At 73.6% G+C, this 25,145-nt stretch carries 26 protein-coding genes and 1 tRNA gene; 11 read left to right on the forward strand and 16 right to left on the reverse strand.

Annotated elements, in window-relative coordinates:
- The first annotated feature begins 51 nt into the window (after positions 1 to 51).
- Positions 52 to 1,203 (forward strand): multicopper oxidase domain-containing protein, encoded by a 1,152-nt coding sequence (locus tag Z052_RS06695; RefSeq protein WP_094520117.1) that lies wholly within the window; start codon positions 52 to 54, stop codon positions 1,201 to 1,203.
- A 36-nt stretch (positions 1,204 to 1,239) separates the two neighbouring features.
- Here the strand turns inward: Z052_RS06695 and Z052_RS06700 are convergent, their stop codons facing one another.
- Both Z052_RS06700 and npdG read right to left on the reverse strand, forming a co-directional pair.
- A complete protein-coding gene (locus Z052_RS06700; RefSeq protein WP_049931403.1) occupies positions 1,240 to 2,082 on the reverse strand; it encodes a polyprenyl synthetase family protein in 843 nt (280 codons plus the stop codon).
- 212 nt (positions 2,083 to 2,294) lie between these two features.
- The gene (npdG, locus tag Z052_RS06705; protein ID WP_049931404.1) at positions 2,295 to 2,963 is read right to left on the reverse strand and encodes an NADPH-dependent F420 reductase; all 669 of its coding nucleotides are present in this window, start codon (positions 2,961 to 2,963) and stop codon (positions 2,295 to 2,297) included.
- A 126-nt stretch (positions 2,964 to 3,089) separates the two neighbouring features.
- On the opposite strand from npdG, the gene Z052_RS06710 reads away from it, so the two are divergent.
- Together Z052_RS06710 and Z052_RS20165 are read left to right on the forward strand one after the other, a co-directional pair.
- Complete coding sequence (locus tag Z052_RS06710; protein ID WP_049931405.1) at positions 3,090 to 3,395, forward strand: MazG-like family protein; 306 nt, start codon at positions 3,090 to 3,092, stop codon at positions 3,393 to 3,395.
- A gap of 83 nt (positions 3,396 to 3,478) precedes the next feature.
- Positions 3,479 to 3,649, forward strand: coding sequence for a hypothetical protein (locus tag Z052_RS20165; RefSeq protein ID WP_155120035.1), 171 nt, complete (start codon positions 3,479 to 3,481; stop codon positions 3,647 to 3,649).
- Positions 3,650 to 3,707: 58 nt separating this feature from the next.
- On the opposite strand, the gene Z052_RS06715 is transcribed toward Z052_RS20165, so the two are convergent.
- The 3 genes from Z052_RS06715 to Z052_RS06725 form a co-directional block, all read right to left on the reverse strand.
- Complete coding sequence (locus Z052_RS06715; protein WP_241897913.1) at positions 3,708 to 5,402, reverse strand: globin-coupled sensor protein; 1,695 nt, start codon at positions 5,400 to 5,402, stop codon at positions 3,708 to 3,710.
- A 114-nt stretch (positions 5,403 to 5,516) separates the two neighbouring features.
- On the reverse strand, positions 5,517 to 7,610 hold the full coding sequence (fdhF, locus tag Z052_RS06720) for a formate dehydrogenase subunit alpha (RefSeq protein WP_094520118.1): 2,094 nt from the start codon (positions 7,608 to 7,610) through the stop codon (positions 5,517 to 5,519).
- A 187-nt stretch (positions 7,611 to 7,797) separates the two neighbouring features.
- Positions 7,798 to 8,724 carry a hypothetical protein gene (locus Z052_RS06725; protein WP_094520130.1) on the reverse strand — a complete coding sequence of 309 codons (927 nt, stop codon included), beginning with the start codon at positions 8,722 to 8,724 and terminating at the stop codon, positions 7,798 to 7,800.
- A 187-nt stretch (positions 8,725 to 8,911) separates the two neighbouring features.
- Here Z052_RS06725 and Z052_RS06730 point away from each other — a divergent pair, with 187 nt between their 5' ends.
- A complete protein-coding gene (locus Z052_RS06730) occupies positions 8,912 to 9,607 on the forward strand; it encodes a helix-turn-helix domain-containing protein (protein WP_086216790.1) in 696 nt (231 codons plus the stop codon).
- A 21-nt stretch (positions 9,608 to 9,628) separates the two neighbouring features.
- Here Z052_RS06730 and trxA read toward each other — a convergent pair whose 3' ends face one another.
- From trxA to Z052_RS06780, 10 genes are read right to left on the reverse strand one after another with little or no spacing between them, the layout of a single operon-like run.
- Positions 9,629 to 10,114 (reverse strand): thioredoxin, encoded by a 486-nt coding sequence (gene trxA, locus Z052_RS06735; protein WP_049931408.1) that lies wholly within the window; start codon positions 10,112 to 10,114, stop codon positions 9,629 to 9,631.
- Between the two features lie 57 nt (positions 10,115 to 10,171).
- Positions 10,172 to 11,797 carry a cobyric acid synthase gene (locus Z052_RS06740; protein WP_094520119.1) on the reverse strand — a complete coding sequence of 542 codons (1,626 nt, stop codon included), beginning with the start codon at positions 11,795 to 11,797 and terminating at the stop codon, positions 10,172 to 10,174.
- A gap of 19 nt (positions 11,798 to 11,816) precedes the next feature.
- Positions 11,817 to 12,569 (reverse strand): cob(I)yrinic acid a,c-diamide adenosyltransferase, encoded by a 753-nt coding sequence (locus tag Z052_RS06745; RefSeq protein ID WP_094520120.1) that lies wholly within the window; start codon positions 12,567 to 12,569, stop codon positions 11,817 to 11,819.
- A complete protein-coding gene (locus Z052_RS06750; RefSeq protein ID WP_086219810.1) occupies positions 12,566 to 13,330 on the reverse strand; it encodes an adenosylcobinamide amidohydrolase in 765 nt (254 codons plus the stop codon). The genes Z052_RS06745 and Z052_RS06750 overlap by 4 nt, the downstream gene beginning before the upstream one ends.
- The gene (locus tag Z052_RS06755; RefSeq protein WP_094520121.1) at positions 13,323 to 14,402 is read right to left on the reverse strand and encodes an aminotransferase class I/II-fold pyridoxal phosphate-dependent enzyme; all 1,080 of its coding nucleotides are present in this window, start codon (positions 14,400 to 14,402) and stop codon (positions 13,323 to 13,325) included. Before Z052_RS06755 ends, Z052_RS06750 begins: the two co-directional genes overlap by 8 nt.
- Positions 14,399 to 15,157 (reverse strand): NTP transferase domain-containing protein, encoded by a 759-nt coding sequence (locus tag Z052_RS06760; protein WP_094520131.1) that lies wholly within the window; start codon positions 15,155 to 15,157, stop codon positions 14,399 to 14,401. Before Z052_RS06760 ends, Z052_RS06755 begins: the two co-directional genes overlap by 4 nt.
- Positions 15,157 to 15,960, reverse strand: a complete 804-nt coding sequence (cobS, locus tag Z052_RS06765) for an adenosylcobinamide-GDP ribazoletransferase (protein ID WP_099288922.1) — start codon at positions 15,958 to 15,960, stop codon at positions 15,157 to 15,159. Before cobS ends, Z052_RS06760 begins: the two co-directional genes overlap by 1 nt.
- A complete protein-coding gene (locus Z052_RS06770; RefSeq protein ID WP_099288923.1) occupies positions 15,951 to 17,072 on the reverse strand; it encodes a CobD/CbiB family cobalamin biosynthesis protein in 1,122 nt (373 codons plus the stop codon). Before Z052_RS06770 ends, cobS begins: the two co-directional genes overlap by 10 nt.
- Positions 17,069 to 18,412, reverse strand: a complete 1,344-nt coding sequence (locus tag Z052_RS06775; protein ID WP_099288924.1) for a cobyrinic acid a,c-diamide synthase — start codon at positions 18,410 to 18,412, stop codon at positions 17,069 to 17,071. The genes Z052_RS06770 and Z052_RS06775 overlap by 4 nt, the downstream gene beginning before the upstream one ends.
- Positions 18,409 to 19,515 (reverse strand): nicotinate-nucleotide--dimethylbenzimidazole phosphoribosyltransferase, encoded by a 1,107-nt coding sequence (locus Z052_RS06780; RefSeq protein WP_094520124.1) that lies wholly within the window; start codon positions 19,513 to 19,515, stop codon positions 18,409 to 18,411. The genes Z052_RS06775 and Z052_RS06780 overlap by 4 nt, the downstream gene beginning before the upstream one ends.
- A 385-nt stretch (positions 19,516 to 19,900) precedes the next feature.
- On the opposite strand from Z052_RS06780, the gene Z052_RS06785 reads away from it, so the two are divergent.
- The 3 genes from Z052_RS06785 (at position 19,901) to Z052_RS06795 (ending at position 22,989) form a co-directional block, all read left to right on the forward strand.
- Positions 19,901 to 20,491 carry a 50S ribosomal protein L15e gene (locus tag Z052_RS06785; protein ID WP_049931415.1) on the forward strand — a complete coding sequence of 197 codons (591 nt, stop codon included), beginning with the start codon at positions 19,901 to 19,903 and terminating at the stop codon, positions 20,489 to 20,491.
- Between the two features lie 193 nt (positions 20,492 to 20,684).
- Positions 20,685 to 22,067, forward strand: a complete 1,383-nt coding sequence (locus Z052_RS06790; protein WP_094520125.1) for a hypothetical protein — start codon at positions 20,685 to 20,687, stop codon at positions 22,065 to 22,067.
- Between the two features lie 109 nt (positions 22,068 to 22,176).
- Positions 22,177 to 22,989, forward strand: a complete 813-nt coding sequence (locus tag Z052_RS06795) for a molybdopterin-synthase adenylyltransferase MoeB (protein ID WP_094520126.1) — start codon at positions 22,177 to 22,179, stop codon at positions 22,987 to 22,989.
- 75 nt (positions 22,990 to 23,064) lie between these two features.
- Here the strand turns inward: Z052_RS06795 and Z052_RS06800 are convergent, their stop codons facing one another.
- The gene (locus Z052_RS06800; RefSeq protein ID WP_086219669.1) at positions 23,065 to 23,460 is read right to left on the reverse strand and encodes a zinc ribbon domain-containing protein; all 396 of its coding nucleotides are present in this window, start codon (positions 23,458 to 23,460) and stop codon (positions 23,065 to 23,067) included.
- A gap of 123 nt (positions 23,461 to 23,583) precedes the next feature.
- On the opposite strand from Z052_RS06800, the gene Z052_RS06805 reads away from it, so the two are divergent.
- The 4 genes from Z052_RS06805 (at position 23,584) to Z052_RS20445 (ending at position 25,108) form a co-directional block, all read left to right on the forward strand.
- Positions 23,584 to 23,964 carry a Rid family detoxifying hydrolase gene (locus tag Z052_RS06805; RefSeq protein ID WP_086216840.1) on the forward strand — a complete coding sequence of 127 codons (381 nt, stop codon included), beginning with the start codon at positions 23,584 to 23,586 and terminating at the stop codon, positions 23,962 to 23,964.
- Complete coding sequence (locus Z052_RS06810) at positions 23,965 to 24,270, forward strand: hypothetical protein (RefSeq protein ID WP_086216841.1); 306 nt, start codon at positions 23,965 to 23,967, stop codon at positions 24,268 to 24,270.
- Positions 24,271 to 24,297: 27 nt separating this feature from the next.
- Positions 24,298 to 24,379: transfer RNA gene (locus Z052_RS06815), tRNA-Ser, on the forward strand.
- Between the two features lie 561 nt (positions 24,380 to 24,940).
- Positions 24,941 to 25,108: a hypothetical protein gene (locus tag Z052_RS20445; RefSeq protein ID WP_167373069.1), complete on the forward strand. Its 168-nt coding sequence runs from the start codon at positions 24,941 to 24,943 to the stop codon at positions 25,106 to 25,108.
- Positions 25,109 to 25,145 lie beyond the last annotated feature (37 nt).

Raw genomic sequence — 25,145 nt, forward strand, 5'->3', positions numbered from 1 at the left:
GAACCGGGAAGCCGCGTCCGGGTTATCTCTCCCCACCCCCTCGCTTGAGACATGTCGCAGAACGACTCCGTCTCCGACGGCGGCTTCGCGCGACGAACGATCCTTCAGGCCGCGGGGCTCTCGGGCGTCGCCGGGCTGGCGGGCTGTCTGAACGAGGCCACCACCACCGCGAGCGCCGGCGACGACGCGGACCCGCCGGCGACCGACGACGGGCCGACGCTCCCGGAGACGGGGTCGCCGGAGGTCGTCGACCTCGACGAGCGCGGCCGCGAGGTGACGCTGCGCTCGGTCCACGCCCGACACGCGGCCCACCCCGGGAGATCGCTGGGCGGGCCGGTCGAGATGCCGGTGACGTGGGCGTTCCAGGCCGACGACGGGACGCCGAGCGTCCCCGGCCCGGTGCTCCGGGCGACCGAGGGCGACGACCTCTCGATCACCCTCGACAACACCGGCGGGGAGATGCCGCACACGCTCCACTTCCACGGCGTCTCGAAGTCATGGAAGGACGACGGGGTCCCGTCCACGACGGGGATCACCGTGATGCCTGGCGAGGAGCACACCTACCAGATCGGCGCGGACGTGCCCGGCACCCACCTCTACCACTGCCACTTCAACACCCCGATGCACATGGACATGGGGATGTACGGGATCCTCCGGATCGACCCCGAGGGGTACGAGGAAGCCGACGTCGAGCAGTTCATGACGCTGAAAGACTGGGACACGCGGCTCTCCCGGTCGTACGGCGGCGCGGACGCCAGCTACGACGTTCAGGACCGTCGCCCCGACGCGTTCACGATCAACGGCCGCGTCGCGCCGTACACGCTCAACCCCGACCACGGCTCGCCGGTCGTCGTCAGCGAGGGCGACACGGTGCGGCTCCACCTGGTCAACGCGGGGTTCATGTCGCACCCGATGCACACGCACAACCACCGGTTCCGCACGGTGGAGAAGGACGGCGCGCCGTACCCCGAGGTACTGCAATTACCTGAGGACGTGGTGAACGTCGCGCCCGCGGAGCGGTACACCGTCGAGTTCGCGGCGGACGCGGACCCCGGCATCTACCCGATGCACTGCCACAAGGTGGACCACGTCCAGAACGGCGGCGTCTACCCCGGCGGGATGCTCACTGCCATCGTCTACGAGGAGGCGATGGGGACCGAGGTGTTCGCGGACCTCATGGAGAAGGCGGAGTACGAGATCTGAGCGCCGGGATCTGACCGCACGAACGCTCTCTTCCGATCACCGTTCGCGGACGACGACGAACTCTGCGAGGTCGCGCAGGTACTCGATCGCCTCGGTCTCGGGCGGATCGGCGTCGTCGAGGGCGGCGAGCGCGCGCTCCGACTCGGCGCGGGCACGCTCGTTGATCTCCTCGGGCGACAGCGACGTGACCTGGAGGACGCTCGGGCGGTCCATCTCAGCGTCCTGTCCGGTCGGTTTGCCGAGGTCGTCAGCGTCGGCGGTGGCGTCCAACACGTCGTCGCGCATCTGGAAGGCGACGCCGACGCGCTCCGCGTACTCGCCGAACGAGTCGATCGCGTGGGGGTCGGCGCCGCCCGCGACCGCGCCCAACTCGGCGGCGGCGCGGAACAGCGCGCCCGTCTTCCGGCGCGCTAGATCCATGTACTCGGCCTCGTTGGTCGGGCGCGCGGCGAGCTCGGTCGCCTCGCCCTCGCCGAGTTCGACCATCGCCTCGGCGACGGTGCGCATCGCACGCGGCTCGGCGGAGAACAGCGCGAACGCCTCGCCGAGCAGGCCGTCACTCGCGATGATCGCCGGGCCGTAGCCGAACTCCGCCCACGCGGCGGGGGTGCCGCGGCGGACCTCGGAGCGGTCGATGATGTCGTCGATCACGAGCGAGGCGTTGTGGACGAACTCGATACCGGCCGCGAAGTCGACCGCCTCCTCGGGGTCGCCGTCGAACGCCTCGCAGGCGAGGACGGTCACCGCGGGGCGGACGCGCTTGCCGCCCGCGAGGACGACGTGCCCCACCTCACCGGACAGCTCCTCGGGCTCGACGTCGTCGATGACCGACTCGATCCGGTCTTCGACCAGCCCGACCCGACGCTGCAAGTACTCCATCTACCGACCGGAGGGCCCCGGCGCGCAAAGGCCTAACGGAACGCCGTGCCGGCGGAGATCCGGACGACTGCGCCGACGCTCGCCCGGGGATCTCTCCCGTGGTTCGCGGCCCCGGAACCTCACCGCCGAGCCGGGACTCCGGCGGCGTTCGCCGCCGATCCGCGGGCGGTCATCCGTTCGTCATAGCGCCCGGCGACGGTCCGCCTCCGGTCCTACTGGAACCGAACGCCTAGGTCGTTGAGCCCGTCGTTGTTCGAGGCGACGTTGATCAGAAGCGGCGTCAGCGCCTCGATCTCGGGTGCGTTGGCGATCCCGCCCGCGTCGAGCGCGCGGAGCCCCTCGATCCCCTCGGCGACGTCCGCGACCGTTCGCTTCGCGTCCTCGTCGTCGCCGATGACGAGCGTGTCGACGCCGAGGTCGGCGTCGAGGTTCGCCAGCCGCGCGGCGGCGAGGTTGTGGAACGCGCCGACGACGGCGACGCCCTCCGGCGCCGCGTCGGCGACGATCGCGGTCACTGAGCCCGCGCCGGGCTTGTGGTAGTGGAACCCCTCGTCGTCGCGTTTCATCCCCGTGGCGGGCGAGACGAGCACGTCGCCGTCGTCCAGCGACCCCGCCACCGCCTCCACGGTGTCGCCGACGTGATACGGCGGCACCGCGAGGACGACGACGCGGGCGTCGGCGGCGACAGCGGCGTTCTCCCCGCCGGTCACCGCGGCGTCGAGCCCGCGGCTCTCCAGTTCGGTCGTGTACTCCTCGGCCTTGGTCTCGGCCTTCTCGGCCTCCCGCGACCCGACCGCGATCCGGTGCGGGGTGTCCGCCGCCAGCCGGAGCGCGAGCCCCTCGCCGATGTCGCCGGTGCCGCCGAGTATCGCGATTCGCATACGAACACTGGGGTCGCTCGCGTCTTAGGGGTTGCGCGACCGGCCGTCCTCGCCACCACCGAAGCCCGCGGTCTCGGGGCGACCGAAGCGGGAGGATTCTTTACCGAGGCGAGGGAGGCCACGCGTATGGACGAGCAGGACCGCGTCGCCGCCTTCGTCGCCGAGCACGGGTTAGAGACCGACCTCGCGCACCGGGTCCTCGACCTCGAGAGCGAGGTCGGCGAGATCGCCAAGGAGGTGGCGACCTCGACCGACTACGGAAGCGAGCCGGACGCCGCCGCGATCGCGACCGACGAGATCGGCGACGCGCTGTTCGCGCTGCTCGCGCTCGCCGAGGCGGCGGACGCCGACGCCGCCGAGGCGCTCGACGAGTCGCTGGCGAAGTACGAGGCGCGGATCGCGTCCTCCGGCGACGCCGGGTCCGGGCAATAGTGACCCGACCGGCGACGCCGGGTCCGGGCAAGACCGACCCGCCCCGGGCGTCGGTTCAAGTGCGTCGGCCGCCTACCCCGCCCATGACCGACACCCCGTCGCTCGCGCTCCGCTACGTCGCCTGCGACGCCTGCGAGACGGTGTTCGCCCGGGCCGACGCCGCTGCGGAGCCGGACGCCTGCGACCGGTGCGGCGCCCCCGCGCTCCGCGAGCTCTCCGGCGTTCGAGGACCGGACGCGTACTTCGTCCCCTGAGTCCGACCGCTCGGGCCGCGGCTCCTGCGCCTCCGACGCGCCGGTCACGCCGGCCGGCTCACCGGAGGTCGTCCATCTCTAGGTCGCCGGCCGCGATCGCCTGTAACTCCTCGTCGGAGAGGCGGTCGATCACGAACTCCGGCATCCCTTCCGGTAGCCCCGCCGGGATCGACCGGCCGCCGTCCGTCACCGACGCCGCTTGGAATCCGTCGTCGCCGCCGTCGGCGGACAGCCGGCGCACGCTGCGTTCGACCTCCTCGACCGCCGCGGACTGGCACTCGCTCTCCTCCGCGAGCTCTCCCATCCGCTCCGAGATCTGATTCGACTGCTCGACCACCCCGTCGATCGTCGCGGCGATCTCCTCGGCGGCCGCGGCCTGCTCGTCGGTCACGTCGGAGACCTCGTCGATCCCGTCGGCCGTCTCGGTGACTGCCTCGGCGATGTCGGTGAGGCTCTCCGCCGCGTCGCCGACGCGCTCGCTCCCCTCGTCGACTCGCACCGTCGTCTCCGAGAGGCTCTCGACCGTCTCCTCGGTGTCGGCGCGGATGCCGTCGACCATCGACTCGATGTCGCTCGCGTGCCCCTGCGACTCCTCCGCGAGCGACTTGATCTCGTCGGCGACGACGCCGAACCCGGCACCCGCCTCGCCGGCCCGGGCCGCCTCGATCGAGGCGTTGAGCGCGAGCAGGTTCGTCTGGTCGGCGATCCCGTCGATCGCGTCGACGAACTCGTCGATCTCCTCGACCCGCTCTTGAAGCGCCTCCACGTCGGCCGCCACCTCGTCGACCGCGTCGCCGATGTCGTCCATGGCCGACGCGGCGTCGTCGGCCGCGTCACGGCCGTCCTCCGCGAGGGTCTCTGCCCGGCTGCTCGTCCGATCGACCTCGTCGGCCGTCGACGCCACCTCCTCGACGGTCGCCGAGAGGTTCGCGACCTCGGAGGAGACCTCGGCGACCCGCCGCGACTGTTCCTCGGCCGCGTCGCCCACCTCGGCGGCGCTCTCGGCGACGTCGCCCGCCGACTCGCGGAGGTCGCTGATCGGGTCTTCGACCTCCGCCTCCACCTCCGCCATCAGCTCCTCGTTCCGCTCGACGGCCGCCGAGAGCTTCTCGCTGTACGAGTGGATGTACGTGTCCGTGACGACCTGCATGTCGAGGTTGACGATCCGGAGGACGGAGAGCAGGTCCTCGATCGCGTCGTCGACCTCCGCCTCGACCGCCGCCGCGGTCTCGTCGTCGACCGTCCCGCCGTCGTCGGGGGCCAGCCGGTCGGTGAGCGAGTCGACGAGCCGGTCGCCGATAAGCGGGAGGATCAGGTCGTAGTAGACGCCGTACTGCCCGATGTAGTGTTTCATCGGCATTTCCAGCATGTCGTGGATCTTGCCGATCCGCGCCCGGTCCTCGAAGTACTCCGTCCCGTACTCGCCCCCCGCGAGCGTCACGAGGTACGCCGACTGGGTCCGCTTGAGCTGTTCGAGCCCCTTGTCGGACCGGCCGATCACCGCGGTCGTCTGCTCGTGCTCGGTGAGATTCTCGTAGAAGTCGTCCGCGATCTGCTCCGCGTTCTCCGCGAACGCGTCCTCGTACCGGCTCAGTCGCCGCTCGTCTTCTGCGTCGAAGCCGACGAACTCCTTTCGCCACGCGATCTCGTCCCCGTCGAGACCGATCTCGTCGACCAGCTCACCCACGTCGAGCCCGTCGTTCAAGCCGCCCTGACCGAAGTCGTGCCGGCCGTACTCTCCCGATGTAGCCATGCTGAGACCTCTCCGCTTGGGTTATATAAACGGCCACCCCCAGGTCTCACGGCTGATACCGGCGATTCGTGCCGCCTATCCGCGACGGACGGCCGACCCCGCGTCGGCGCCCGTTCAGTCGGCGCCGGCCGCGTCGCCTTCCGCGGGCGCGTCCCCGTCGGCGACCGGCTCGACCGCGACCGCCGAGTGCTTGAACTCGGGGATCTTCGCCGCCGGGTCGAGCGCGTCGCCCGTCAGCGCGTTCGCGAGCGGGTCCGGGTAGTGGAACGTACAGAACACGACGCCCTCGCGGACCGCCGGCGTGACCTCGGCGGCGACCTCGACGCTCCCGCGCTCGTTCGAGACGGTCACTCGGTCGCCGTCCTCGATCTCGCGATCGGCGGCGTCCGCCGGGTGGATCTGGAGCGCGTCCTCGCCCCGCATCGCCACGAGTCGGTCGGAGCGCCGGCTGAGCGCCCCGCTGTTGAAGTGCTGCATCACGCGACCGGTCGTCAGCGTCAGCTCGCCGGCGTCGAGTTCGTCCGCGGGCGGGACCGGGTCGACGACCGCGAGCGGGGCGGTGCGCTCGCCCGTCGCGAACGTCTCCGCGTGTAACACGCCGGTGCCGGCCCCGTCGCTCGCCGAGAACGGCCACCGCTGGTAGCCGCCGCCGATCTCCGCGTAGCTCATCCCCTCGTAGATCGGGGCGACGCGGGTCAGCTCCTCGAAGGCCGCCTCCGGGCCGTCGTGGTCGAACGCGTCCGGCCGGTCGGTCAGCCGCTGGCCGAGGTCGGTGAGGATCTCGAAGTCCCGTCGCGCGTTCCCCGGCAGGTCCGCGTTCGGCCGCATCCGCATCACGCGCCGGTCGGTGTTCGTCACGGTCCCGGCCTTCTCGGCCCACGCGCTCCCGGGGAGGACCACGTCCGCGTGCTTGGCCGTCGCCGTCTCGAACAGGTCGATGACGACGCAGAAGTCGAGGTCGTCGAACGCCGACGCGACCGCCGTCGCGTTCGGCTCGGTGACGGCCGGGTTCTCGCCGAAGACGACCGCCGCGCGCACCTCGTCGCCGAACCGGTGGGTCGCCTCCACCTCGGTGAGGCCGGGCTCCGCCGGCGGCTCGACCCCCCACACCTCGGCGACGCGCTCGCGGGCGGCCGCGTCCGTCACGGGCTCGTACCCGGGGAGCACGCCTGGCAGTCCTCCAACGTCACTCGTGCCCTGAACGTTGTTTTGGCCCCGCAGCGGGTTCACGCCCGTCCCGGGGCGGCCGACGTTGCCGGTCAGCAGCGCGAGGTTGAGCAGGGCGTGGACGTTGTCGGTGCCGCAGCGGTGCTGGCTCGTCCCCATCCCCGTCACGATCGCGGCGCGGTCGGCCTCGCCGTACGCCCGGGCGGCCTCCCGGATCGCCTCCGGGTCGACGCCGGCCGCCTCGGCGTTCGCGGCGACGTCCACGCCGGCGAGGTGGCCGCGAAGGCGGTCGAACCCGGTCGTGCGCTCGTCGAGGAACGACTCGTCGACGAGGTCCTCCTCGACGAGGACCGCCGCGACCGCGTTCGCCACCTCGATGTCGGTGCCGGGGCGCAGCGGCAGGTGGACGTCCGCCGCCTCGGTGGTGTCGTTCGCGCGCGGGTCGACGTGGACCAGCGTCGCGCCGTCGCGGATCGCCGGGAGGAGGTACGACCGGAACGCCACGGGGTGTTGCTCGGCCGGGTTGGCCCCGTTGACGAACAGGCAGTCCGTCTCCCGGAGGTCGTCGAGCGTGTTCGTCATCGCGCCGGCCCCGAACCGCTCGCTCATCGCCGCGACGGTCGAGGAGTGACAGAGCCGCGCGCAGTTGTCGACGTTGTTGGTCCCGAGGACGCGCGCGAGCTTCTGGAGGACGTAGTTCTCCTCGTTCGTACAGTTCGACGACGCGAAGAACTGGACGGCGTCGGGGCCGTGCTCGTCGACCACGCGCCCGATTCCGCTCGCGACGCGGTCGAGCGCCTCCCCCCACGGCGCGGTGACGAAGTGCCCGTCGTGTCGGACCAGCGGCTCCGTCAGGCGGTCCTCGTGGTCGACCACGTCGAACGCGGCCGCCCCCTTCGGGCAGATCTCTCCCTTGGCGTTCACCGCCCCCTCGACGCCGGTCGCGCCGCCGCGGTCGGCGTACTCGATCTGGCAGCCGACGCCGCAGAACGGACAGACGGTGGGGCTCGACTCGAAGCTCCGTTCGGTCGGATCGGGCATCGGTCCCACGTAGGAGCCCCAGCACCCTCCGAACACCCCCGGCGTAGCGTGGTGTTTTAATTACCCTCTCGTCTCGGTGCCGGCCCTCCCGTCTCGGTATCCGTCCCCTCGCCTCGATGTCCGCCCGCCTCTCGCGCCGGTCGACGGTGTTCGTCCGCCGTCTTCGCGCCCCCGACGCGGCGGCGAGTCACCCGGTCACGGCGTCGCTCTCCGCCGGCGCGAGCAGGCGGCCGAGCGACAGGGCGCCCGCGGTCACGAGGCAGGCGGCAAACGCGATCGTGCCGAGCTTCCCGCCGAAGCCGACGAAGTACGGCGCCGCGCCGACGAACGCCACGCCGGCTGTCCCGCCGGCCAACAGCATCGCGCCGGGCCCTGGGATCCGCTCCGGGGTGGCCATCCCGGCGAACGACGCGCAGAAGGCGGCCGCAGCGACCGCGTCGCCCGCGGCGAACAGCGGCGGACAGACGAGGCCGGCCGCGAGCCCGACGACGGCGGAGGCGACGACCGGGCCGTGGTCGAGCTGAACGCTCACGAGGTACGTGACGGGCGCGGCGACGGCCGCCGCGGCGACGAGCCCCGTCGCGACGGCCGGCTCCGGGACCGTCCCCGCGCCGGGAGTCAGCCCGCCGAGCGCCGCCACCGACAGGCAGCCGACGAACGCCGTCGTGCCGAGCTTCCCGCCGAACCCGTTGAACGCGCGCTTGGCGGCGACGAAGACGCCGGCGGCGACGAGGCCGGCGGCGGCCACCGACCCGAGTTCGGCGTCGGCCGCGGGGGTCGCCATCCCGACGAACGAACCGCAGTAGGCGGGGGCGCCGTACGTCTCGGTCAGGAGGTGCGCGCAGAGCCCAACGAGCGCGGACGCGACGACCGCGCCGACGCCCACCCGCACGGAGAGGGCGTACGTGACCGGCGCCGCGGCGGCGACGGCGGTCGCGTTGCCGAGGTCGGTCCGCGTGACGCCGAAGTCGTCCGTCCGCAGCGCGTCCCGGGTCTCCCTCGCGACGGTGGCGCCGAGGCTCACCGCGCCGACCGCGAGGACGACCGCGCCGGCCAGCAGGTTCGGTCCGCCTGCGGCGCCGCCGGCCAACCCCGCGGCCGCCGCGACGCTCATTCCGCCCCCGGCGCCGGCCAGGGCGATCGCTCCGAGTGCGTGGATCGCTCGTGTCACGGCTGCGACTCCGGGGCGCGGACCGATACCGACCGGCCCTCAGTATTGCGGGTGTTCTCTGCGAGACCCGGTCACGGGACCGGTGTATCGTGGATCAGGCATTTGTACCCGTCGTGCTAACCCCGATCTGATGGGAACCGGAGGGAAGCCGGCGGACGACGGTGTCGCGGCCGCGCACGGGGGCGTTCGCGCCGGCGTCGCGATCCACGGGACCGAGGGGTGTCCGGTCGTCGCCGCGTCGACCGTCCACGACGGACCGATAACCGGCGTCAACTGGACGCACGTGGGTGACACGCACACCGAGGAGTTCCGCGCCCGCGACCCGGACGCGGTCGACCGCGCGGAGGGGGTCCCGACGCCCACCTCGGTCGTCGACCTCGGCGACGAGCGGGTGTACCGGTACGACCGCCCGCGCGACGGGGCGTGCGCCTGCCGGATAATCGAGGAGCTCGACTGCCCGATCGCGGACGCCCGCGCCGAGGACGGCGTCCTCCTCCTGACGCTCCACCTCCCCGACCTCGAACGCCTGCGCGACATCGTCTCGGCGCTCGACGGGACGGCGGAGCGCGTCGAGGTCCGCTACCTCGTCGAGGGGTCGGCGCGCGGCGACGAGGTGTCGGACCGGACCCTCGTCGACCGCGGCCGCCTCACCGATCGCCAGTGCGAGGTGTTGCGGACCGCCTACCGCATGGGCTACTTCGAACGCCCCCGCGACGCCAACGCGAGCGCGGTCGCCGACGCGCTCGACATCTCTCCCTCGACGTTCGCCGAGCACCTCGCGACCGCACAGCGGAAGCTCTTGGAGGAGACGCTGGCGGAGAACTGAGGGCTCTGCTCCCCCGCCGCGTCAGGCGGCGTGTTCGTTGATCGCGGATTCGAGCGTCGCCCGGTCCTGCGCGCCGACGAACCGGTCGACCGCCTCGCCGCCGGCAAACAGGACGAGCGTCGGGATGCTGCGCGCGCCCAGCTGCTGGGCGACCGCCTGGTTCGCGTCGACGTCGACCTTGGCGATCGCGGCATCGCTTTCGGCCGCGAGCGCCTCGATCGTCGGCTCCATCATCTGACAGGGGCCACACCAGTCGGCGTAACAGTCCACGAGGACGACGTCGTGCTCGTCGACCGTGCGCTGGAGTTCGTCCGGTCCGTTCACGTGGATCGGCTCGTCCGGGGTCGCCGCCCCGCCGTCGCCCGTCTCGGTTCCGGCGCCCTCGTCGAGCGCGTCGCCGTCGCCGAGGCGCGCTTCCAGCTCTCGGCGCTTCTGCTCGCGAATCCGCTCGCGCTCGGTCTTCGCGTCGTCTCCCGTCGATTCGTTCGCTTCGGCTGCGTCGCTCATGCGCCAGTATTGGGTATTTAGGACAATATACTTTCCGCCTTCGGATCCCCCGTCGCCTCACTCCGCGGACCCGAGGAGCTCGTCGAGCCCGGCGGCGGCCAGGTCCACGTGGTCCGCGACGAGGTCGGCCGCGCGCTCGTACGGCGACCGGTCGGCGGTCGTCGCGTCCGGGCGCGTCCGGCCCGCGCTCGCGAAGACCGTCTCGACGAAGGCGTCGCGCACGGCCGCCGTCTCGAAGAGTCCGTGGAGGTACGTCCCGAGGACGCGGTCGGTGGCGACGCCCTCGGCACCGAGCGGCTCGGTCGCGAGCAGCGTCGCCGCGGCGTCCCGCTCCCCGTCGTCGAGGACCCGCGTCCGCCCGGCGCGGATCTCGTAGCCCGTCGCGCGCCCCTCGGCGCCGGCGATCGGGCCGACGCCGTCGACCGCCCGGGTGACGCGCTCGACGCGCTTCTCCGTCGAGAACCGCGTCTCGACTGGCAGGAGGCCGACCCCCGGAACCGCTTCGCGGTCGCCGACGCCCTCGACGGCCGCGTCGAGGAGGCGTTCGCCGAGCAGCTGGTACCCGCCGCAGACGCCGACCACGGGGGCGTCGAACGCGCGCAGCGCGCCGTCGAAGCCGGCCTCGCGGAGTGCGAGCAGGTCGTCGACGGTGTTCTTCGACCCCGGGAGGACCACCGCGTCGACCCCGTCGAGCGCGGCGTCGAGCGGGAGGTAGGCGACGCGGACTCCCGGCACGCGCGCGAGCGGCTCCAGGTCGGTGAAGTTCGAGATGCGCGGCAGCCGCGGGACCCCGACCCGGACGGCCTCGTCGTCCGGAACGCCGTCGTCGGTGCCGAGGACGCCGCCGCTGCCGGTCCCGCCGCCACCGCTTCCGTCCTCGGCGGTCGCCGCGTCGGGCAGCGAGAGGCTGTCCTCCGCCGGGAGCCCCGGGTCGTCGTGCGGGACGACGCCGACGACGGGCACGCCGGTTCGGGCCTCGATCTCGTCGATCCCGGGTTCGAGGAGGGCCGGGTCGCCGCGGAACTTCGTGATCACGGCGCCGCACACGCGTTCGCGGAGGTCGTCGGGGAGCAGTTCGAGGGTCCCGTAGAGGCTCGCGAACGCGCCGCCGCGCTCGATGTCGACCGCGATCAGGATCGCCGCGTCCGCGAACCGCGCGCACTCGACGTTCGCGAGGTCGCGGTCGTGGAGGTTGATCTCGGCGATGCTCCCCGCGCCTTCGGCGACGATCACGTCGTGGTCGGCCGCGAGGCGCTCGTGGGCGGCGACCGCGGCGTCGCGGGCGGTCGCCCAGTGGTCGTCGTAGTACGTCGACGCCGGAGCGTTCGCGACCGCCTCGCCGTCGACGATCACCTGGCTCTCGCCGCCGCCGCGCGGCTTGAGCAGGACGGGGTTCACGTCGGTCGTCGGCACGGTCTCGGCCGCCCGGGCCTGGACGTGTTGGGAGACGCCGACCTCGCCCCACTCGCCGTCCGGGGCGAGCGCGACCCGCGCGTTGTTGCTCATGTTCTGGGCCTTGTACGGTGCGACCGAGACGCCGCGCCGCGCGAGCAGTCGGCAGAGCCCGGCCGCCAGCGTGCTCTTGCCGACGTGGCTCGCGGTACCCGCGATCAGCACCGTGTCGGCGTTACTCTCCGGGTCCGCCTCGGCCCCGCCGCCCTCGTCCGCGCCGGCGTCGGTCACGGTCGCGCGGCCCTCATCGTCAGTACTCCGTCCCCCTGCGCGCCCGCTGGCCGTCGTCGAACGGGTGGGCGACCTTGCGGACGTTCGAGATCAGATCGGCGACGCCGTCAAGATAGTCCGGTTCGGCGTGGCTTCCGGTGAGGACGAGTTCGAGGTCCTCGGGCTTCGACTCGGCGAGGCGGACAACCTCGTCGGGGGCGACGAGCCCGCGGTCGGCCGCGTACAGCAGCTCGTCGAGTATCAGCAGGTGGACGCCCGCCTCGGGCGCCCCGTCGAGTGCGAGCGGCTCGGTCAGGTCTGCCTCCGCAGCGCCCATGACGAGCGCCTCCGCGCGGTCGAAGGCGGCCGCCGCCTTCGCCTCGTGCTCGTCGTCGGCCGACCCGTCGAGCAGGCCGTGCCAGCCGTAGTGACCGGCGTTCTCGTAGGTGAAGCCCGGAACGGCCGCGATCGCGTTGTATTCGCCCCTGACGCCCTCGACGCTGTCCGCGCCGCCCTTCATGAACTGGAGCATGTGGACGCGGTAGCCGTGGCCCGCGGCCCGGAAGCCCATCCCCATCGCCGCGGTGGTCTTCCCCTTGCCGTCGCCCCAGAACGCCTGGACCAGTCCGAACTCCTCGGGGGCGGCCGGCTCGATCGGCTCCGGCTCCGGGGCCGCGCCGCCGCCCGGGGTGCGGGCGCGGTCGCCTGCGGCTCCCTCGCCGGCGTCGGTCGGTGTTTCCTCGTGCGCGTCGGTCGGTTCCTCGTCGTCGGTGTCGTCGTGGTTCGTGGTCATGGGTCGAAAACCTCCGCCCGGTCGCCGGTGACGACGCCGTGTTCGGCGTCGACCGCCGGTCCGGGCACGTCGCCGTCCGGGTACCGCGACCGCAGGCTCGCGCGGACCGCGTCCCGGACGCAGGCGCGGGCCGCCCCGCCGACCGCCGTGGCGCTCCCGGAGAACTCCGCCGGCTCGCCCTCCGGATCGTCGGCGACGACGACGGCGTCGCTCGTCGTCCCCGGAATCCCCGCCCCCGCGAGCAGCGTCGCCGTCTTCGCCTCGGCCGCGACCGCGACGAGGTTCGCCGCGGCCCCGGGGGCGAGCCGCCGCGTCGCGCCGACGATCAGGTTCACCGTTCCGGGGGGGTCGACCGGCGAGCCGGCGGCGTCGGCGCCCGAATCGACCGGCTCGCCCTCGTCCGTCGGCTCCATCGGCAGCATCGCGGGGTTCGAGAGGCCGACCGTCGCGTACGCGACGACCGGCCCGAGCCGCGCGCCGCGGGCGTGCTCCATCGAGACGCCCGTGAACAGCGTCGGCGGCGCGTCGCGGTCGCCGTCGCTCCCCTCGGCGCTCCGCCCGTCCGCTTCGGCGGCGAACCCCGCTCGCGCCAGCCGCTCGTCGCGGTAGGTCCCGAGGTCGGTCCGGGCGAACCCCTTCGGGACGGTGACGTTGTACGCGGTCGCCGCCCGCGACCGCCCGCCGTCCCACCCGGTCGAGAGCCAGCGCGTCCCCGGCCGCCGGAGCCGGAGGACGCCCTCGCTGACGGTCGCCTCAAACATCGGCGTCCCCACCTCCGCCGCCGTCTCCCGTCTCGGCGTCCGCTTCGTCGTCGTCTTCCTCGCCGTCGACGCCGAGCGCCGCGAGGAGTCGGTCGTTCTCCGCCGGGCGGCGGACCGCGACCCTGACGTGCGAGTCGAGGCCCCGGAACGTCCGCGCGTCGCGGACGGCGACGCCCCGCTCCCGGGCGCGCGCGACGACGCGGTCCACGTCGCGGTCGCCGACGTCGACGAGCAGGAACGGGGCCTCGGAGGGCGCCACGTCGTACCGCTCGCCGAGGCCGGTCCGCAGCCGCCCGCGCTCGCGGCGGACGCGGTCGCGGGTCTCGCGGACGAACTCCGTCTGCCGGAGGCAGTACTCCCCGGTCGCGAGCGCCGGGGCGCTCACGTTCCACGCCCGGCGCGCGCCCCGCATCGCCGCGCCGAGGTCGCCCGTCGCGACCGCGAATCCGGCCCGGATCCCGGGGAGCCCGAACAGCTTGGTGAGCGCCCGCGCGACGACGACGCCGTCGGTGCCCGCGAGCGACTCGCGCTCGGTGAACCCGAGGAACGCCTCGTCGACGAGCAGCACGGTGTCGGCCGCGCGGCAACGCTCCGCGAACGCGAGCAGCGCCTCGCGGTCGTAGCCGGCCCCGGTCGGGTTGTTCGGCGTACAGACGACCGCCAGGGCGTGGCCGCGCGGGTCGGCGTCGAGGACGCGCTCGGCGTCGACGAACGAGGGATCGCCGCCCCGAAGTCGGACCTCGCGGGCGTACTCGCCGAAACTCGGCGCGGGGAGCAGGGCCGAGTCGCCCGGGTCGACCGCGAGCGCGATCGCCGTCCGGATCGCGGCCAGCCCGCCGGGCGTCGGGACCACGCACTCGGGGTCGCAGCCGACGTAGTCGGCCGCGGCCGCCCGGAACGCTTCCGGGGGCTCCGGCGGGTACGTCCGCGCCGTCTCGAAGGCCGCACGGTAGACGCGCTCGACGCCTGCCGGGACCACCGGGTTCGTGTTCGCGCTGAAGTCCAGCAGGTCCGGGTCGTCGGTACTTCCGTGGGGTTCGCGTCCGAGCGCCGCCGCGCGCTCGCGATTCACGACCGGTCACCTCCCTCGGCGGCTCCCGGCTCGCCGAGCCACTCGACCCCGCCGGTCGGGAGGGTCGGGGCGTCGCACTCGCCGGCGAGGATCCGCTCGGCGAGCCGACGGTCTCCGGGGCGGTTGACGTTGAGCGCGAGGCGGGCGTCGCGGGTCGCGCGGACGGCCTCGTCGCCCGCGCCGTCGATCGCTCCGACGACGTTGACGCCGGCCGGGACGCGCTCGTCGGGTGCGTCTCCGTCGGCCGCCTCGTCGCCTCCTCCGCACTCGCCTCCCGCTCCGTCGTACCGCGTCGCGGCGTCGGCGCTCGCGCCTAACTCGCGCTTGCGTGCGGCGGGGACGCGGATCGACAACGATTCCCCCCCGGCCGCGGCGTGGGCGTCGAGGACGGCGTCGACCGCCGGCCCGTCAAGCAGCGGGAGGTCGACCGCGACCGTGAGGACCGGCGGTTCCGGACCCTCGGCCAGCGCCGCCTGAAGATCCGCGACGTACCCGTCGCCTGGCGTGTCGACGACGGTCACCTCGACCGAGCCCGCCCCTCGTTCGGCGCCGTCGGCGACCCGTCCGCCCCCGCTCGCCCGCTCGCCCAGTCGCTCGCGGGTCCGCGGCGTGTGTGGCGAGACGGCCGCGTACGCGGTCTCGACCCGGCTCGCGGCGAGGGTGTCGAGCGTCCGGTCGACCATCGACCGCCCGGCCACCGGCGCGAGCGGCTTCTCGCCCTCGCGGTCGAGTCGCGTGCCGCGGCCGCCGCACATCACGAGAGCGTCCACGCGATCACCCCCGCGTGTAGCCCGACGACGCGGGCGAGCTCGTTCGTCGCGCCGAGCACGTCGCCGCTGACCCCGCCGAGCCGCGAGCGCGCCCACGCGAACGCGAGCGCGGCGACGACGACCGCGGCGGTGATCGCGGCCGCGACGACGCCGGCGCCCCCGGAGCTGAGGCCCGCCCGCGCGCCCAGCGCCGCGGGCGTCGTCACGAGTGCGACGCCGGCGAGCGCCCGCGGGCCGGAGGCCGCCGTCAGCGCCGACCCGAGCCCTTCGTGCGGGGCGTCGCCGACGCAGACGAGCGCCGCCGTCGCGGCCTTCGCGCCCACCTCCGCGAGGACGACGAGGGCGACCGCGTCGCCGAGCGAGCGGGCCGCGACGCCCGTGACCGCCGCCCCCGCGGCGACGAGCCCGGCGACGACGAGCGCGAGCGCGACCGTCCCGCCCACGCCGAGCGCGGAGTCTTTCAGGACCGCCCGCCGCCGCTCGGCGTCGCCGTGGACGACCGCCGCGTCGCCGAGGTCCGCGACGCCGTCGAGGTGGGTGATCCCGGTGACGATGGAGAGCCACGCGGCGAACGCGACGCCGACCGTGAGCGGCGGCACCCGAACCGGCACCAGCGCGGCCGCGACGACCGGGAGCGAGACGAGCGCCCCGATCGCGTACCCGACCGCCGGCATCGCCGCTGGCGTCCGCCGGAACGCTTCCCAGGCGCGGTCGGTGCGGCCGACGGGGATCCGGGAGAGGAACCCGAGCGCGCCGCGGAGCGCCGCGACCGGTCTGGTCAGGACCACGCGACCACCCCCGCGAGCGCGAGGACCCACGCCGCCGCGGCCGCGACGGTGACCCCGCCGGCGACGCCGACGAGCCGCACGGCGTCGCGGGCGGCCGCGGGCGACGGCGCCTCCGGACCGCCGTCGAGGACGTACGCCCCCGGCTTCTCTAGGCGGACGCCGAGCGCGGCGGCGGCCGTCGCCATCGGCCAGCCCGAGTTCGGCGACGCCGGCTCGCGGGCCAGCGACCGGGCGCGCCGCAGGCTCCCGGGCGACCGGGCCGCAACGGCGAGACAGCACGCCGCGACCCGCGCCGGCAGGAACATCGCGGCGTCGTCGAGCCGGGCGCTGGCCCAGCCGATCGGCTTCGACCGGTAGCCGAGCATCGAGTCGAGCGTGTTCACCGCCTTCACCCAGGCCGCGGCCGCGACCCCCGCCGCCAGCGCGCTCTCGACGGTCGCGGCGCTCCCGGCGACCGTGGCCGTCACGCCGGTCGTGCCGGCCCTGGGACTCCCACCGGCCGCCGCGACCGCGACGGCGCCGGTCGCGCCGGCGGCGAACCAGACGAGCGGTGCGACGAACCCGTCCGCGAGGTTCTCCGCGGCGCTCTCGACCGCAGCGCTACGGAGCGCGGCCGGAGAGAGGTCGGCCGGGTCGCGCCCGACGAGCGCCCGGACCGACTCCCGGGCGGCGTCGGGATCGGTCTCGGTCTCGGCGACGACCTCGCCGGTCACGTCGAGCAGCATGCGGAGGCTCGCGACCGAGAAGCAGACGCCCGCCGCAGCGGCGACGGCGGCGACCGGGACGCCGCCGGGTCGCGGGCCGTGCGCGGCGGCCAGCCAGACGACCCCGCCGCAGAGTGCGGCCGCGGCGAGAGGGAGGCCGGCCGCGACCGCGACGCCGACGAGCCGAGGGCGGGCCCACTCCCGGTCGAACCGGCCGACGAGGGTCCCGAACAGCGCGACCGGGTGGACGCGGTGCGGCGGCTCCGCGGCCGCGAGATCCAGCGCGAGGGCGAGCGCGACCGGCGCGAGGAGCGTGGCAGCCGGAGCAATCAGCGCGGCGGCGGGTTCAGCGACCTGCGCGGCGACGGCCGGCTCGGTGGCCCCGACGGGCGCGGCGGCTCCCGTCATCCCGTCACCTCGTCGAGGAACGCGTCGAACGCCCCGCTCTCGGGGTGGACGTGACAGTACGTCCCGAGCGTGCGGTGTTCGGTCAGCCCCTCCCGGTCGCCGTCGATGCCGGTCCCGCGCTCCACGTCGAACGCGAACCGGGCGTCGGGGGCGACCTCGGCCGCGGAGTAGTGGAACTCGTGGCCGCGGAGCCGATCCCCGGCGGCCGCCGTGAGCGCGCCGCGGCGGGCGCGGAGTTCGACGTGGTCGAGCGCCTGATACCGCTCCCGGCGCTCGACGCTCGCGGGGAGGACGCCCGCCATCTCGTGGCTGTCGCCGTCGGCCGTCGTCAGCGTCTCCGCGAGGGCCATCAGCCCGCCGCACTCGCCGAGGACGGGCGTCCCCTCGGCCGCGGCGTCCGCGACCGACGCAAGCGCGGGCCCGTCGGCGAGCGCCGCGGCGTGGAGCTCCGGGTAGCCGCCGGGGAGGTAGACGCCGTCGCAGGGCGGGAGGTCGTCGCCGGCCGCGGGCGCGAAGGGGACTACGGTCGCGCGCTCGCCGAGCCGCTCGCGGGTGGCCGGGTAGACAAACCGGAAGGCGGCGTCGTCCGCGACCGCGACCCGCGGGCGGTCGTCGCCGTCTCCGGGGTTCGCTCGGCTGCCGCCGCCCGCCAGTCTCGCCTCCGGGCCCGTCGCGGGGAGCGTCGGTTCGCCCGCGACATCGAGCAGCCGGTCGGTCCGGAGCGTCTCGGCGGCGGCGTCGAGCGCCGCCGAGTCGAGCGGTGCCTCCTCGCCCATCTGTAGTCCGAGGTGGCGGTCGGGGATCTCCAGATCCTCGCGGGGTGGGATCCGGCCGCAGTAGGCGAGCGAGTTTGGGAGCGCCTCGCGGATCCCCGACTCGTGACGGCCGCCGTGCGCGCGCTGTGCGACGACGCCCGCCACGTCGAGGTCGTGGTCGGTCCGGTCGGCGTACGTCGCGAAGCCGAGCGCGGTCGCCGCGACGCTCTCCATCCCGGCGCTCGCGTCGACGACGAGGACGACCGGGAGGTCGAGTGCGGCGGCCACCTCGGCCGTGCTCGCGGCGCTGCCGTCGTACAGCCCCATCATTCCCTCGACGACGCAGACGTCACCGTCGCCGCGGGCGTAGTTCCGTCGGAGGCCGTCGTTCCCCTGAAGCCACGGGTCGAGGGTGCGCGACGGCCGCCCGGCGACCCGGGCGTGGTGGCTCGGGTCGATGAAGTCCGGCCCCGCTTTCGCGGGCCGGACGGTCCGGCCGGCGTTCTCGAACGCGCGGATCGTCGCGAGGGTCGCCACCGTCTTGCCGACGCCCGACGCCGTGCCGGCGAGGACGAGTCCCCTCACCGTCGGTCGCCTCCGTTCGCGGGGGTAGTCCCGTCTCCCCCGTCGGACTCCGTCCGATCCGCGAGCAGGCGGTCGGCCACGGCGGCGACCCGCTCGCGGACGGCGTCGTCGCCGACCCCGGCGCGCTCCGCGAGCGCGAGCGCCCCGCCCATGCCGACGCCCTCCTTCGCCTCGCCGCGGGCGTACGCCGCCATCGCCGGGTGGTCGCTCTCGCCGAACCCGGGGTCGGCCGCCGCGAGCGTCAGGTCCAGGTCGCCGGCGAGCGCCGGGAGATCCGCGGTGGGGTCGTCCGCGACGAGCGACGTGGTCGCCAACGGGAGTGGTCGCTCCACGCCCGCGTGCCGGGCGAGCGCCGCCGCGGCCGCGAGCTGTGTGCCGTCCGCGAGGGTCACGTCGATCCCGGCGTCGGCCGCGCCGACGATCAGCCCCGAAACGGCGGCGAGGACGGGGTCGCCGGCCAGCCGGACCGCCTCGATCGGGTCGTCCGCCGCGCCGCCCGGGTCGAGGCCGCTCGCGTCCAGCCCCTCGGCGACGACGCGCCGCTTGCGCTCGATCGGATTCGCCGGTAGCGACGAGGAGACGGCGGCGCGCTCGCCGAGCGCGGTCAGGACTCCGAGCGCGGTGGTCGTCCCGCCGGGAATCGTCTCGGCGACGAGCAGCTCGGCGGGTCCGTCGCCGTCGCGTTCGGGGCCGGCTCCCTCACCGGACACGGCGAGGTCGGGCGCCAGCGAGCGCGCGCGCTCGAAGACGGTTGCCGCCTCCGGGACCGGCTCGGGGTCGCGGACGTCGCCGCCCGGGGACGCGCCGACCTCGCGGACGCTCGCCGCGGTCGGCGCGCCGAGTCCGGCGTCGACGAACTCGACGGGAAGGGTCTCCGGGCCGAGCAGCTCGCGGACCGCGCGGGTGACGACCGCGGGCGTCGCGCAGCCCGTCGGACTCATCGGCACGGGCGAGTCGGGCGCGGGGCGCCCCGCCTCGACGATTTCGAGGTCGGCGCTCGGCGTGTGAACGCGTAGCTCCGGGTCGGCGCCCGCAGCGCTGATTCCGTCGATGGCGGCGGTCGCGGTCGTTCCCGCGACGACGAGGAGTCTCATACCTCCCACCGGTACCTCCCTCCGTCGCGCCCGCGTGCCGCCGGCGCGGCGTCGATGTGTACCACTAGCGGTTCATCGATACAATTGAACTTTAATCGATCGACGAGCGGCGGCCGGTTCGAGCGTTCCGACCGCGCCCGTCGACTGTGCGTCCCGACCGAATATCTCGCCCGTCAGTTCGGACCGAACGTCTCGCCGAACCCGTGCGACCGCAACCCACGCGACCCGCGGAGCGAAGCGGTTAAGAGTGAACCGCGGATATTTCCGTCAACTCGCTGGTGCGGACACAGCGGGCACTCGCCGCCGGGGCCGCGGTCGGACCGACCGCCGCGCGCCCCGGGACGAGACGACATGTGGCCCCTCGCGGCTGAATCGCAACCGTCCGCGGACAACAATGGCACGAAGCTTCTACTCGCACATCAAGGAGGCGTGGCGGTCCCCCAAGGAGGGGAAACTAGCTGAGCTGCAGTGGCAGCGCAAACAGGAGTGGCGCGACCAGGGCGCCATCGAGCGCATCGAGCGCCCCACCCGGCTGGACAAGGCCCGCGAGCTGGGCTACAAGGCCAAGCAGGGCGTCATCGTCGCCCGCGTGAGCGTCCGCAAGGGCGGTTCGCGCAAGCAGCGCTTCAAGGCCGGCCGCCGCTCGAAGCGCCAGGGCGTCAACCGCGTCTCGCGGCGCAAGTCGATCCAGCGCATCGCCGAGGAGCGCGCCTCGCGGAAGTACCGCAACCTCCGCGTGCTCAACTCCTACTGGGTCGGTGAGGACGGCTCGCAGAAGTGGCACGAGGTCATCCTCGTGGACCCCGCCCACCCCGCAATCGAGAACGACGACGACCTGAACTGGATCTGCTCGGACGACCACAAGGGTCGCGCGTACCGCGGGCTCACCTCCGCCGGCACCAAGGGCCGCGGCCAGCGCAAGCGCGGCAAGGGCACCGAGAAGACGCGCCCGAGCGTCACCTCGAACGACCGGCAGGGCAAGTAACGCCGCCGTCGACGTTCAGTTCTCGTTTTTCACCGACCGCGTCGCCGAGCGGACGCGCCGCTCGTCGCCCCCGTCCCCCGACGGGCTCGTCGTCTAACGCTCCCGACGCTCTCCGCCGTCGCGCCCCGGACGCCGGCGGCGCAAGAGCAAAGACACCGCGTCACATACCAACTGTAGTCATGGCGATCGCCACGTGACCGGGACCACCCCGATTCCGCCCGACGCGTTCGCGACCGCGCTCAGGTCGCTCGACACGGACGCGCTCGCGACGCTCGTCGCCGACGCGTACGCGGCGACCGCCGACGCGGCCGACGCCGATCCGCCCCGAGTGACCGTGCGAAACGGGGACCAGCGGACCGAACTGCTCGTCGCCTCGGCCGCCGACGGCCGCGTCCCCGACGGCCCGGCCGACGCCGTCGTCGTCGCGAGCGACTCACTGCTTGACGAGGGGACGCTCGACGACTCGACGGTCGTCTCTCCGGCGGACCTCCGACGGCGGCTCCTGTACGCCGTCCCGCCGGCGGCGGCGGACGAGATCGCGGACCGGATTCTCGGCGTCCCCGTTCGGTCCGCATCGTACGACGCGGTCGCTCCCGAGCCCGGCGCTGCGACCGATTCCGGCGACGGATCGCTAGCCACCGACGACGAGGCGACCGACGATGTCCGGACCGTCGACAGCGCGAGCGGCGACGACGCCTCGGGCGATGGCGACGCGAGCGATCTCGCCGGCGGGGCGACGGCCGCCGGCGCGTCGGGACCGGTAGGCCGCAGCGACGCCGATCGCACCGATCGGAACGTCGCCGACTCGCCCGGCGCGTCGCGAGCTGACGACCGGCCGAGCGACTCCGACCCCGATCCACCCCAGAGCGGTGAGCCGGGCGACGGTTCGACCGCCGACGCCGCGAGCGATCGACCGTCCCGCCGGACCGTCGTCGCCGCGATCGCGGTCGTCGCGCTCCTCGTCGCGGCGGCCGGGGCCGGGTTCGCCGCCGGCGCCGCCGGGATCGGCGGGCCGGGCGGGATCGCCGGCGACGACGGGGCGATCGACTCGCCGTCCGACGCGGGAGGGTCGACGGACGACGGCAGCGACGCGAGCGGCACGGACTCGGACGGCGGGAACACCGTGTCGGCCGCCGACGGCGACCCGACCGGTGAGGCCGCGCGGAACACGGCGTTGTCCCCGACCTGCGAGCGGTCCGCGCTTCAGGTCGTCCAGATCCAGATGAACGCGCTCCGGTACAACGACAACGCGACGAACGACGGCATCCGGACCCTCCGGGCGTTCGCGTCGCCGGAGAACAGGCAGGTCGTCGGACCCGTCGGCGAGTACGTCGAGCTGTTCGAGACCGCCCGGTACGGCCCGATGCTCACGTACGATACCGCGGAGTACTCGGTGCCGGAGACCGCCGACGGGACCGCCGCAGTCGAAGTCGTCACGCGCGAGGACGGCACCGTGACCGGGCGCTACGAGTTCCGCCTCGTCCGGGTCGGCGGCGGGAGCGCGACCACGAACAGTTCGCTGGGCAGCGTCGACGACTGTTGGATGACCGACGCCGTGACCGCGTCGGGGGAGTAAGCGTCGGCGTCGGGTCCAGAGCCGTCGCCGACGGAGCGAGTGTCGGCCGCGTCGCGTCTTTGTCGCCGCCGGGAACACGATTATATTCGCGCCAGCACTGGTCGAAGTCATGAGCCTCTCGCTCGACGCGACCCAACTCGACCGCTACTCCAGACACGTCATCTTGGACGGCGTCGGTCCGGAGGGGCAGAAGCGACTGCTCGACGCCTGTGTCCTCGTCGTCGGCGCGGGCGGGCTCGGCGCGCCCGTCGTCCAGTACCTCGCGGCGGCGGGCGTCGGCGCGATCGGGATCGCCGACGACGACGCCGTCGAGCGCTCGAACCTCCAGCGACAGGTCATCCACGGCGACGGCGACGTGGGACGCCAGAAGGTCGACTCGGCCGCCGACTTCGTCGCCGACCTCAACCCCGACGTGGATGTCGAGCGCCACCACCTGCGACTCGACGCGGGTAACGCCCGCGAACTGATCTCGGACTACGATGTCGTCGTCGACTGCTCGGACAACTTCGCAACCCGGTACGTGGTGAACGACGCCGCCCGAATCGAGGGCGTCCCCGTCTCGCACGGTGCCATCTACAAGTTCGAGGGGCAGGTGACGACGCTCTCGCCCGACGGCCCCTGCTACCGCTGTCTGTTCCCGGAGCCGCCGGAGCCGGGAACGGTACCGGACTGCGCCAGCACCGGCGTCCTCGGCGTCCTCCCCGGGACGGTCGGGTGTCTCCAGGCGACGGAGGCGGTGAAACTGATCATAGACGTCGGCGACCCGCTCGTCGGTCGCATGCTGTTTTACGACGCCATGGACCTCTCGTTCGAGACGGTCCCGTACGCGCGTAACCCGGACTGCCCGGTGTGCGGCGACGACGGAATCGACACGCTTGACGGGATCGACTACGCCGCTGGCTGTCGGATCGACGCGGCCTGAGCGGTCCACTCCGGATCGACGCCGTCTACGTGGCCCGTTCCTCGTCGTCGCGGTCGGGGCGCCCGTCGCGACAGCTTATAGCGACCGGTCGGTCATCGCTGTTCCCGCGGTGACGCCGGCGCCGTCGTCGACGAATCCCGACCGCACGCACCACCGGCAGTACCGGTAGCCGGCGCGGTTCTCAGCGCCGCAGTGCCGGCAGACGACCGTCTCCCCGTCGGCGTCGAGCGGCGGCGGGTCACCGGCGTCGGCTGACTCGACCGTCGGACCCCCGGCCGCGCCGCGGTCGCGTGCGACCGCCGAACCGGCCGCTTCCCCGTCGCCGTCGGGCTCCGACGAACGGGCCGCGACCGAGCCGAAGAGCTCCGCGGGGTCGCGGTTCCGGCGGACGAGCAGCCACGTCACCGCGAGGTTGAGCGCCGCCACGCCGACGAATATCGCGGCGAGGGGCACGAGCTGATCACCCGTCATACGTGTCATGTTACCATCCCGGAGTCTTGTGTCTGACGGTGGGTCCACCGGCCGCGCTCCGACGGGCCCGTCGGCGGGCCGCTCCAGAGTACTCTTGAGGCCGCCGGTCGAAGGCGCACCCGCATGAAGGAGACGATCCACACGGACGACGCCCCGGCGGCGGTGGGCGCGTACAGTCAGGCGACGACGGACGGCGACCTCGTGTTCACGGCCGGGCAGATACCCCTGACGCCCGACGGCGAACTCCTCGCCGACGCGTCGATCGCGGACCAGACGGAGCAGGCGCTGGACAACCTCCTCGCGGTGCTCGACGAGGCGGGGGCCGGGCCCGAGGACGTGCTCAAGACGACGGTGTTCCTCGCCGACATCGACGACTTCGACGAGATGAACGAGACGTACGCCGACTACTTTGACGAGGCGCCTCCCGCCCGCTCGGCGGTCCAAGCGGGCGCGCTCCCCAAGGGGGCCGGCGTCGAGATCGAGGCCGTCGCCGTCGTCGAGTAGATGTCCGACGGCGAGGGCGGGCGCGGGGCCGAGACGGACCGGGACGACCCCTCCGGTTCCGGCGGCGGCGGCCGCGCGCCCGGCGCCCCGGCCACGCCGCGTGCTCGCCTGCGGTCCGCGGCGCTGTGGGGCGCCGTCGGCGGGTTCGCCTTCCTCGTGCTCGCGCAGGGGTACCGGCTCGTCGGCCCCGGGTCGCTGCCGGTCGGGATCGGCGGACTGGCGCTCGTCGCGCTCGGGGTCGCGGCCGCGTCGGCCGGTCTCTCCTACCTCGCCGAGGCCCGACTGCGAGCGAAAAGAAGGACTTAACAGTCGCACCGGAGTAGCACGGAGTGAGCCAGGATGGCCGAGTGGTAAGGCGCACGCCTGGAAAGCGTGTTCCCATCCGGGATCGGGGGTTCAAATCCCTCTCCTGGCGTTTTCGACGAACGACACGGCGAGCGAAGCGACCTGTTCGTCGAAAAGCCTGATGGAGGGATTTGAACCAGGGAGTGAAGCGAGCGCAGCGAGCGGAACGACTGAGGTTCAAATCCCTCTCTTGGCGCTCCACTGTCGCAATAACGAGCGAGGAGCGACAGCGACGGGCGGGTCTGGCCGCGACGATCACCTCCAAAGCCCCAGCCGCTCGGCTCTACGCAGACACCTATTGCTCGCCGACGATTACCTCCACAGGGGCGGCCGCGACCACACAGCACCGCACCTCACACCGCCCCAGCCTCGCGGTTCACTCCGGGCTCCCTTCGGTCGCCCGTCGCTCACCGCGTCCCTCGCGCGTGCGACATCGCGCCCTCCGGGCGCTCGTCGGCACGCGCCACCGCAACTAACTCGTGAGAGCCTCTGGCAGATATAGTGGGTGTTTGATTATCACACCGCTGCTGTCGGCCGAATCTGCTTCGAAAGCGTCCGGTTCGGCCCGCCTCGACACGTCCGCACACCGACACAAGATTCATATGTGTGGGTATTGTTGACACGGGTGACGATGCCAGACACGAAATCGGGTCGCGAGCGGAAAGGGAGGAACAAGCGCCGCCAACTCGAGAACCACCTCGCACGGCGCGAACTCGACGCGGACGACGAACCGCCGGAACCGTACGGGGAGGCGACAGACGCGGAGTTCCTCGCCGAGTCCGACGACGCGGCCCGGTGACCGGTCGCGTCCCGATCCCTTCTCACCGGTCGTTCGA

Origin of the sequence: Halorubrum sp. C191, assembly GCF_002727095.1 — an archaeon.
GTDB lineage: Archaea > Halobacteriota > Halobacteria > Halobacteriales > Haloferacaceae > Halorubrum > Halorubrum ezzemoulense.

What these genes read in the sequence shown, in the direction of transcription:
- Z052_RS06695 (WP_094520117.1), top strand. Translation starts at nt 52, where the DNA reads ATGTCGCAGAACGACTCCGTCTCCGACGGCGGCTTCGCGCGACGAACG.
- Z052_RS06700 (WP_049931403.1), bottom strand. Translation starts at nt 2,082, where the DNA reads ATGGAGTACTTGCAGCGTCGGGTCGGGCTGGTCGAAGACCGGATCGAG.
- npdG (WP_049931404.1), bottom strand. Translation starts at nt 2,963, where the DNA reads ATGCGAATCGCGATACTCGGCGGCACCGGCGACATCGGCGAGGGGCTC.
- Z052_RS06710 (WP_049931405.1), top strand. Translation starts at nt 3,090, where the DNA reads ATGGACGAGCAGGACCGCGTCGCCGCCTTCGTCGCCGAGCACGGGTTA.
- Z052_RS20165 (WP_155120035.1), top strand. Translation starts at nt 3,479, where the DNA reads ATGACCGACACCCCGTCGCTCGCGCTCCGCTACGTCGCCTGCGACGCC.
- Z052_RS06715 (WP_241897913.1), bottom strand. Translation starts at nt 5,402, where the DNA reads ATGGCTACATCGGGAGAGTACGGCCGGCACGACTTCGGTCAGGGCGGC.
- fdhF (WP_094520118.1), bottom strand. Translation starts at nt 7,610, where the DNA reads ATGCCCGATCCGACCGAACGGAGCTTCGAGTCGAGCCCCACCGTCTGT.
- Z052_RS06725 (WP_094520130.1), bottom strand. Translation starts at nt 8,724, where the DNA reads ATGAGCGTCGCGGCGGCCGCGGGGTTGGCCGGCGGCGCCGCAGGCGGA.
- Z052_RS06730 (WP_086216790.1), top strand. Translation starts at nt 8,912, where the DNA reads ATGGGAACCGGAGGGAAGCCGGCGGACGACGGTGTCGCGGCCGCGCAC.
- trxA (WP_049931408.1), bottom strand. Translation starts at nt 10,114, where the DNA reads ATGAGCGACGCAGCCGAAGCGAACGAATCGACGGGAGACGACGCGAAG.
- Z052_RS06745 (WP_094520120.1), bottom strand. Translation starts at nt 12,569, where the DNA reads ATGACCACGAACCACGACGACACCGACGACGAGGAACCGACCGACGCG.
- Z052_RS06750 (WP_086219810.1), bottom strand. Translation starts at nt 13,330, where the DNA reads ATGTTTGAGGCGACCGTCAGCGAGGGCGTCCTCCGGCTCCGGCGGCCG.
- Z052_RS06760 (WP_094520131.1), bottom strand. Translation starts at nt 15,157, where the DNA reads ATGTGCGGCGGCCGCGGCACGCGACTCGACCGCGAGGGCGAGAAGCCG.
- Z052_RS06770 (WP_099288923.1), bottom strand. Translation starts at nt 17,072, where the DNA reads ATGACGGGAGCCGCCGCGCCCGTCGGGGCCACCGAGCCGGCCGTCGCC.
- Z052_RS06785 (WP_049931415.1), top strand. Translation starts at nt 19,901, where the DNA reads ATGGCACGAAGCTTCTACTCGCACATCAAGGAGGCGTGGCGGTCCCCC.
- Z052_RS06795 (WP_094520126.1), top strand. Translation starts at nt 22,177, where the DNA reads ATGAGCCTCTCGCTCGACGCGACCCAACTCGACCGCTACTCCAGACAC.
- Z052_RS06800 (WP_086219669.1), bottom strand. Translation starts at nt 23,460, where the DNA reads ATGACGGGTGATCAGCTCGTGCCCCTCGCCGCGATATTCGTCGGCGTG.
- Z052_RS06805 (WP_086216840.1), top strand. Translation starts at nt 23,584, where the DNA reads ATGAAGGAGACGATCCACACGGACGACGCCCCGGCGGCGGTGGGCGCG.
- Z052_RS06810 (WP_086216841.1), top strand. Translation starts at nt 23,965, where the DNA reads ATGTCCGACGGCGAGGGCGGGCGCGGGGCCGAGACGGACCGGGACGAC.
- Z052_RS20445 (WP_167373069.1), top strand. Translation starts at nt 24,941, where the DNA reads ATGCCAGACACGAAATCGGGTCGCGAGCGGAAAGGGAGGAACAAGCGC.